This window comes from Methylobacterium sp. 285MFTsu5.1 (assembly GCF_000383455.1).
Taxonomy (GTDB): domain Bacteria; phylum Pseudomonadota; class Alphaproteobacteria; order Rhizobiales; family Beijerinckiaceae; genus Methylobacterium.
Map to the genome: position 1 here is coordinate 1 of NZ_KB911333.1, position 6,987 is coordinate 6,987.

The window sequence follows — 6,987 nt, forward strand, 5'->3', positions numbered from 1 at the left end:
GCTGGCGTCGAAGGCGTAGCCGGCGTTGATACCGAAGTAGGCGCCGGTCCAGGTGAAGACCGGGACGGGGGTGAACACCGGCGGCGGGGCGGCGCGGCGCGGCAGGTCGGCGGCCGAGGCGGCGGCGGTGAGGGACGTGAAGGCGGCCAGCGAGGCCAGGAGCTTGGTCATGTCGGTTCCCCGAATGTGTGATCTGGCGGTGTGGCTACCGATCACCGGGGGAAATGGCTGTAGTTTTGAGGTCACACCGCCTGTCGAAGGCCCGAAATGCCAGAGTAGAGCATCCTTCAAGACGCGACGAAGCGCGGAAATACAGCGCGCATTACGCGGGTGAGCGCGACCACAACGCGGCAGCGTTTTGGTTGCATCGACATGTCGGGTTGGCACCGGGTGTGACGGGCACGCCACACCCGGTGCCGGTCGGCCGCCGGCCGGCGCGGCGGCGATCCCGATCGCTCCCGCGGGATCCCGACACCGGCCTGGGCGACCCGGCAAGGGGCCGGAACGCCCCCGCCGCCGCGAGACAGGTTTTCATCCCGCGGATCCCGATCGAGGGTCCGATCACCCGCGCGTCCCGGGCCTCGATCCGAAGTTATGACTCCTGTTACCAACGGGAAAATAGATGGACTCGACAGTCGTCGTCGCGACGACCGCGCGATGGGAACCGGGGCGCCATGCATGTGAGAGTTCGCCTCGACGGCGCGAACCCGCGGCGCTGGCACGTCGCGCTGCTGGACCGGCTGTCCGGCCTGCCGGGTATCGCGGCGGTGAGCGTCGACGCCGCGCCCGGTCCGGACGGGTGGCCGGCACAGGCCGACCTGCTGTTCCGCCTGGAAGCCCTGATCTTCCGGCTGGCGCCGAACGGGTCGCGGCCCGTGCCGCCCGCCGATCTCGCGGCCTGGACCCGTCCCGGGACCCCGGACCTCGTGCTCGACCTGTGCGGCGACGCGGCCGCCTCCTGCCCGGTCTGGCGCGTGGCCTACGACGGCGGCCTCGGCGAGACCGGCCTGCTCGCGAGCCTGCTCGCCGGCCGGGTCCCGCATCTCGACCTCCTCGAAGGCGGCACCGTCGTCGCCGCGGGTCGCCTCGGCTCGGACTACCGAGGTTCCATCGCCGTCTCGTTCGAGGATGCCCTGTCGCGCACGGCGACACTCGTCGCCGCCGCCCTGCGGGCCCGGTCGGACGGCCGCGCCTTCGCGGCGACGCCCGCCGCGGCCGCGGCCGCGCCCGCCCGTCCGGCGCGGATCCTGGCGTCCCGGCCGGCGCGGCTCGTCGCCCGGAGCCTCGTCGGCCGCCTGTACAGGCTGTGCTACCACGCCCCACACTGGCGCACCGGGTGGCGGACCCTCCGCGGGCCGGACCTCGTCGCGCTGGGCCGCCATCCCGCGGAGGGCTGGCAGGTGCTGCCCGACGACGGGCGGCGCTTCTACGCCGACCCGTTCCCCCTCGCGGTCGACGGGACGACCCACGTCTTCGTGGAGGAGTTTCCGCACGCGACCGGCAAGGCGATCATCTCGGCGGTCCGCTTCGGGCCGGACGGGCCCGAGGGGCCGCCCGTCCCGGTGCTGGAGGAGCCGCACCACCTCTCCTACCCGTTCGTGTTCGCGCGCGCGGGCTCCGTCTGGATGGTGCCGGAGAGTTCCGCGGCCGGCACGGTCGATCTCTACCGGGCGACCCGCTATCCGGGCGGCTGGGTGAAAGAGGCGACGCTCCTCTCCGGCGTGGTCGCGAGCGACGCAACGCTCCTCGAGCACGGCGGCCGCTGGTGGATGTTCGCCACCGTCCGGGACGCGCCCGTCGGCGCCCCGCCCGGATCGGGCTGCCACCACGACGCGCTGTATCTCTGGTCCGCGCCCGACTTCCGGGGGCCGTACGCGCCGCATCCGGCCAATCCCGTGCTGGTCGACCCGTCCTTCGCCCGGCCCGCGGGCCGGATCGTCGCGCGCGACGGGGTCCTGATCCGGCCGGTCCAGGATTGCGCCCACGGTTACGGACGCGCCCTGTCGCTGGCGCGCATCGACCGGCTCGACCCGGAGGGGTTCGCCCAGACCATCCTCGACCGGATCGAGCCCGGCCCGGCCTGGCCCGGCAGCTGCCTCCACACGCTCAACACGGGCGGCGGGATCGAGTGCATCGACGGCTCCAGTCGGGCCTCGCGTCTCAGGGCGTATCTGAGCGCGCGGTCCGACGCCTAGGCCGGGCCGCGGCGGAAGCTCGGCCGTCCGGAACCAGCCGCCGCGATCCGTGTTCGCTCACGAACGCGGAGACCCGTTGCCCCCATGATCATGATCCTCATCTGCTTTCTCGCGCCGTGGCTCGCCATGTTCCTGCGCGGAAAGGTGTTTCAGGGCATCCTCTGCATCATCCTCCACCTGACGATCATCGGATGGATCCCGGCGACGATCTGGGCGCTCGTCGTCACCCGCAAGGAAACGGCCTGACCAGGGCGGCCTGACCGGGGCGGAGCGGCCGGGATCGGCGGCTCCGCCGCGCGGTCCGAACCCCGCATACGGGAACGGCGGGGCTCTCGCCCCGCCGCTCACACCGTCCGTTCGGGCAGTCCGTCGCCCGGGCGGCCCCGAGGGCCGCCGCGGCTCAGAAGCCCATCAGCACCCCGGCCGAGCCGGTCACCGTCATCGCGAGGCCGCCCAGGAAGGCGCCGATCATCGCGTAGGAGAAGCCCTTCAGGACCATGTCGTGCACTCCTTTCATCAAGCGGCGGGTCCTCAGCCGGACCCGGTCGGTTCGTCTGCAACGTTGATGCCGGATCGGCCGAGCGCGTGCGGTGCGAAGAGTCACGCTGCACCGCGGAACCGTTCGGCGCGCGTTCAGGCGGCGACGGTCAGCGGGCGTGCCGCCGGGGCCGTCTCGCTCACGCGAAATGGGCCGGCAGGCTGAGGGCCTGCGCGTAGGTCACGAGGGCGACCGCGCCGGCGATCAGGGTTGCGGCCAGGGCGATGCGGTTGGTCCAGGTCATCGTCGTCTCCATCGGGTTCGCGACTGTGTTCGCGGTGTGATTCCGATGTACGCCCAAGCTTTCGGGCCCGGCGTGTCCCGGAACACCTGCGGTCGCCGGAGCCGCTCGGAATCGCCGCGCGCGGGCCGCTTCCGGCCACCCGGGAATCGCGAGCGGCGCCCCGTCGGCGCTAGGCAGATTGCGGCCCCGACGCGCCGTCCTTCGCCGCGGCGCGCAGGGCGGCCGGGCGCGCCCGGCAGCGGTCCAGATAGGCATCGAGGGCCGCGCTCGCCGGGAAGGCCGCGCGGCCGAAGCCCAGGGCGCTGCCGATCAGGATGTCGGCGCCGGAGAACCGCGCGCCCATCACGTAGGGGCCGCGCGCCAGGGCGGCTTCCAGGCGGTCGACCACCGCCGCGTGGTTCCGGCGCTTCTGCGGCGATCCCGCGAGCTCACCCGTCAGGCCGGCGAACAGCGCGGGCTCGAACTCGGCGACGTACCAGGCCATCCACGTCAGGTACGCGCCGCGCTCGGGGGCGCCCACCGCCGGCGCCAGCCCGGCTTCGGGGAACGTCTCCGCCAGGTAGAGTACGATGGCCTGGGACTCGGTGACCAGACCGCCCGCGTGCAGGACGGCCGGGACGCGCTTGTCGGGATGCGGGTTGGCGGCGTCCGGCACGCCCTCGCCCGTCATCGGCCGGAAGATCGAGACCGGCGCGATGGTGTAGGGAACCCCCATCTCCTCCAAGAGCCAGACGATGCGCGAGGAGCGCGATTGCGGGGCGTGGTACAGGGTGATCATGGCGCGGTTCCTGTCGGCACGGCGCGCGGGATGGCCGTGGCGGGAGGACTTGTAGGGACGCCCTGCTGACAGCATTCTGTCAGCAGGAGTCGGTGGATGCGGCGCGCGGACAGGCTGTTTCAGATCATCCAGATCCTGCGTCGCTCGCCGCGCCCGGTGACGGCCGCCGAGATCGCCGGAGAGCTGGAGGTCTCGGTCCGCACGGTCTACCGCGACGTCGCCGACCTCGTCGGCCAGCGCGTGCCGATCCTGGGCGAGGCCGGGCTCGGCTACGTGCTCGGCGAGGCGTTCGACATGCCGCCGCTGATGCTGACGCCCGACGAGATCGAGGCGGCCGTCCTCGGCGCGCAGTGGGTCGCGGGACGGGGCGAGCCGGTCCTCGCCAAGGCGGCGCGCGATCTCATCGCCAAGATCACCGCCGTGGTCCCCGAGCGCCTGCGCCCGCTCATCGCCGATCCGTCGATCGGCACGCCGACGGCCTTCGCGCAGGCCGCGGACGGGATCGACGTCGCCCGCGCGCGGACCTGGATCCGCGAGGGCCGCAAGATCCGCATCCAGTACCGCGACGTCCGCGGCGATCCGAGCCGGCGCGTGATCTGGCCGGTGATCGTCGGGTTCTTCGATCAGGCCCGGATGGTGGCCGGCTGGTGCGAGCTGCGCGGGGCGTTCCGGCACTTCCGCACGGACCGGATCACGGACGCCGAGTTCCTGGAGGAGCGGCACGGCCTCCGGCCCGCCGTCCTGCGGGCGCGCTGGAAGCGGAGCCTGCCGGACCGGCAGGAGGCGGCGAACCCCGCCGCGCCGGCCGCGCCGTAGGGCCGGATGACAGGGCCACGCGGAATGACCTGGCGACCCCGGTAGGGCTCGAACCTACGACCTGCCGCTTAGAAGGCAACGGAGTGCTGAACCAAAACAGGCTTCATTCCGACAGGTTCGCGGTTTGCCCTCACACAGAAATGATTGGCGAATTTGGCCTTGTCGGAACGGCCAAGAGCCATTTGCCGAGCTTGCTGAGGAGTAGCTGAGTCGCCTTCACCGCGCTCGCTACCACCGACCGCTACCAGATCCTGGTGGCCTGCCCCGCCCTCACCCGTTCCACAGCTTGAGAGGAGCCATCATGTCGAACGTCATCACCCTGCCGACCCGTTCGAAGCCGGCCTCGACAGCGCACTACGAGGAGATCGCCCTGTACGGGCACGCCGGCCCGTTGATCGTCTCCCTCGCCCGCCGCACGGACGAGCCGACCGGACTGATCCACGTCGTGCTGCTCGGCGCCTCCGTCGGCCTGGAGATCGTCGCCAGCCTGCCGGACGACGAGAAGGGCCGCGCCATCGCCGACTTCGTCGGGCCTGCCGTCCTGCGCACCGCTGAACTGGTCGAGACCGAGCTTGCCGCCCAGCCGGAGGCTTGCTGATGACCGAGCCCCCCATGCTCCATCCCGGCCGCACGTCGGCCGAACGCCGCGTCTTCGACCGCATCGGCTGCGGCGGGCAGCGCACGGCTCGCCCACCTCATACCTCCGAAGTGAGTAGGCCCTCGCACAGGCGAACCTCAGCAAGCGCGCTACTTTGGGGGCATTGGTACCGATGGAGCTGCCCGTGTCCTCGCCACTCGAAAACATCTTGCTCGAAGAGCTCCGCGACCTGACAGTGCGTTTCGAAATTCTGCAGTCGGCTCTCGGTATGACCATATCGTTGATGGCCGACGAACAGCGAGTGGCGATCATCAAAATGCTGGCTGAAAATCTCAAGTTAGTAGGTAGCGAAGATCCTCGCGGTGTGGCCGGGGCGACCGTGAAGGATCTGATTGACCTCGCGCTATTGCCTCCGGATGTAGTTCAAGGACGACAGACGGGCAGTCAATAATCGATACGGCTGAGTTCGCGAGCGAGGCGGGTGCGTGGGTATGACTGCCTCACGCGTGTTCGCGATAGGCATTCTTGGAGCTGTGCTGACTGGCAGTTGCTCACACGAAGTGCGGCGGCAGGATCATGAACTGTGCGTGCACGATCAGGCTGAACGCCATGGCAGCCGTCACGACAGCGTCGACGAGACGGTTCGTCAGGGTGATCGGCTTGGTCATCATGGCCTCGTCAGCTCGGCTATTCCGAGGCCGCCTTATGGCCAAGCTGAATGTCGCGAGGATTGCTCCGATTGTTGCTTGAAGGTGTGCGGCTGGACGTGCACCAACCAGAGCGCTCACACGTCCGTCTCACGCTTCACGACTGCATCCTCGTCAGTGCCCTTCTGCGTCAAGCCGACATCCGGGCCTTCCAGCGGGTCTGAGGGTGCCTTGGGGCTGATCGGACGAATGGATTTCTGTTCGGCGCCAACTCGGGCCCAGCGCTCGGCGTCGTACTCGGCGTCTGCGAGATCCTGCGTGTTCGAGGTTAGTGGTTCATCGGGCATCAGACGCTCTCCGTGTGCAGGAGTAACACAGCGAGTGTCAGAGCAGGTCCGGACGCCGCATCGATGCGAGTTGACCGGGTTCGAGGCTGGAGAGGCGTTGCTGTGATTTGCCCCTGCCTCGCATACGGAAACGGCGGGGTTCGCACCCCGCCGCTCATCCACTCGCTGATCTCGGCGGCCGCTGAGGCCGCGTGTAGTCCGAGGCCCTTACAGGCCCATCAGCACACTGGCCGAGCCAGCGACAGTCATCGCGAGGCCGCCCAGGAAGGCGCCGATCATCGCGTAGGAGAAGCCCTTCAGGACCATGTCGTGCACTCCTTTCATCAAGCGGCAGGCCTGCAGTCAGGCCCGGTGAGTTCGTCTGCAACCAAGATGCCGGATCGGCTCCGTGCGTGCGGTGCGAAGAGTCATATTGCACCGCGGAATAACCCTATGCAGACCGATCATGACAGTTCGAGAACAAGCTGATCCGCCCCCAGTGAAGTGGTCCGCCCTGAGGTATGGCTTTCGGGCCAGGACGAGGACGGACAGATGGGAACGAAGGGGCACAAGCCGGAGGATGTCGTCGCCAAGCTGCGGCAGGTGGATGTGCTGGTCTCGCAGGGCCAGAGCGTCGGGGACGCGATCCGCACGATTGGCGTGACGGAGGTGACGTACTACCGCTGGCGCAAGGAGTACGGCGGCCTGAAGAGCGACCAGGTCCGGCGCATGAAGGACCTGGAGACCGAAAACCAGCGGCTCCGGAAGGCGATCGCAGATCTCACGCTCGACAAGCTGATTCTGCAGGAGGCTGCCCGGGGAAACTGACCAGCCCCGCGCGCCGA

At 69.7% G+C, this 6,987-nt stretch carries 7 protein-coding genes and 2 pseudogenes; 6 read left to right on the plus strand and 3 right to left on the minus strand.

Going from position 1 to position 6,987, the window contains the following annotated elements:
- Positions 1–171, minus strand: a pseudogene (locus H288_RS36205) (porin family protein); the annotation flags it as partial.
- 503 nt (positions 172–674) lie between these two features.
- Here H288_RS36205 and H288_RS0131540 point away from each other — a divergent pair.
- On the plus strand, positions 675–2,195 hold the full coding sequence (locus tag H288_RS0131540) for a hypothetical protein (protein ID WP_020096540.1): 1,521 nt from the start codon (positions 675–677) through the stop codon (positions 2,193–2,195).
- 84 nt (positions 2,196–2,279) lie between these two features.
- Positions 2,280–2,441 (plus strand): YqaE/Pmp3 family membrane protein, encoded by a 162-nt coding sequence (locus tag H288_RS34640; protein ID WP_020096541.1) that lies wholly within the window; start codon positions 2,280–2,282, stop codon positions 2,439–2,441.
- A gap of 705 nt (positions 2,442–3,146) precedes the next feature.
- On the opposite strand, the gene H288_RS0131560 is transcribed toward H288_RS34640, so the two are convergent.
- Entirely contained in the window at positions 3,147–3,755 is a 609-nt protein-coding gene (locus tag H288_RS0131560) for a glutathione S-transferase family protein (RefSeq protein ID WP_020096543.1), read from the minus strand.
- A 96-nt stretch (positions 3,756–3,851) separates the two neighbouring features.
- Between H288_RS0131560 and H288_RS0131565 the strand changes: the two genes are divergently transcribed.
- The 3 genes from H288_RS0131565 to H288_RS35455 all read left to right on the plus strand — a co-directional run bounded on the left by H288_RS0131565 (position 3,852) and on the right by H288_RS35455 (position 5,620).
- A complete protein-coding gene (locus H288_RS0131565) occupies positions 3,852–4,571 on the plus strand; it encodes a YafY family protein (protein WP_020096544.1) in 720 nt (239 codons plus the stop codon).
- Positions 4,572–4,872: 301 nt separating this feature from the next.
- Positions 4,873–5,169 (plus strand): hypothetical protein, encoded by a 297-nt coding sequence (locus H288_RS0131570; protein ID WP_020096545.1) that lies wholly within the window; start codon positions 4,873–4,875, stop codon positions 5,167–5,169.
- A 184-nt stretch (positions 5,170–5,353) separates the two neighbouring features.
- Positions 5,354–5,620 carry a hypothetical protein gene (locus tag H288_RS35455; protein ID WP_139215755.1) on the plus strand — a complete coding sequence of 89 codons (267 nt, stop codon included), beginning with the start codon at positions 5,354–5,356 and terminating at the stop codon, positions 5,618–5,620.
- Between the two features lie 333 nt (positions 5,621–5,953).
- Here H288_RS35455 and H288_RS35460 read toward each other — a convergent pair whose 3' ends face one another.
- Complete coding sequence (locus H288_RS35460) at positions 5,954–6,163, minus strand: hypothetical protein (RefSeq protein WP_128083332.1); 210 nt, start codon at positions 6,161–6,163, stop codon at positions 5,954–5,956.
- 531 nt (positions 6,164–6,694) lie between these two features.
- Between H288_RS35460 and H288_RS0131585 the strand changes: the two are divergent.
- Positions 6,695–6,987: pseudogene (locus tag H288_RS0131585) on the plus strand (transposase); the annotation flags it as partial.

Coding starts and splice junctions, on each gene's coding strand:
- H288_RS0131540 (WP_020096540.1), top strand. CDS start 675: ATGCATGTGAGAGTTCGCCTCGACGGCGCGAACCCGCGGCGCTGGCAC.
- H288_RS34640 (WP_020096541.1), top strand. CDS start 2,280: ATGATCATGATCCTCATCTGCTTTCTCGCGCCGTGGCTCGCCATGTTC.
- H288_RS0131560 (WP_020096543.1), bottom strand. CDS start 3,755: ATGATCACCCTGTACCACGCCCCGCAATCGCGCTCCTCGCGCATCGTC.
- H288_RS0131565 (WP_020096544.1), top strand. CDS start 3,852: ATGCGGCGCGCGGACAGGCTGTTTCAGATCATCCAGATCCTGCGTCGC.
- H288_RS0131570 (WP_020096545.1), top strand. CDS start 4,873: ATGTCGAACGTCATCACCCTGCCGACCCGTTCGAAGCCGGCCTCGACA.
- H288_RS35460 (WP_128083332.1), bottom strand. CDS start 6,163: ATGCCCGATGAACCACTAACCTCGAACACGCAGGATCTCGCAGACGCC.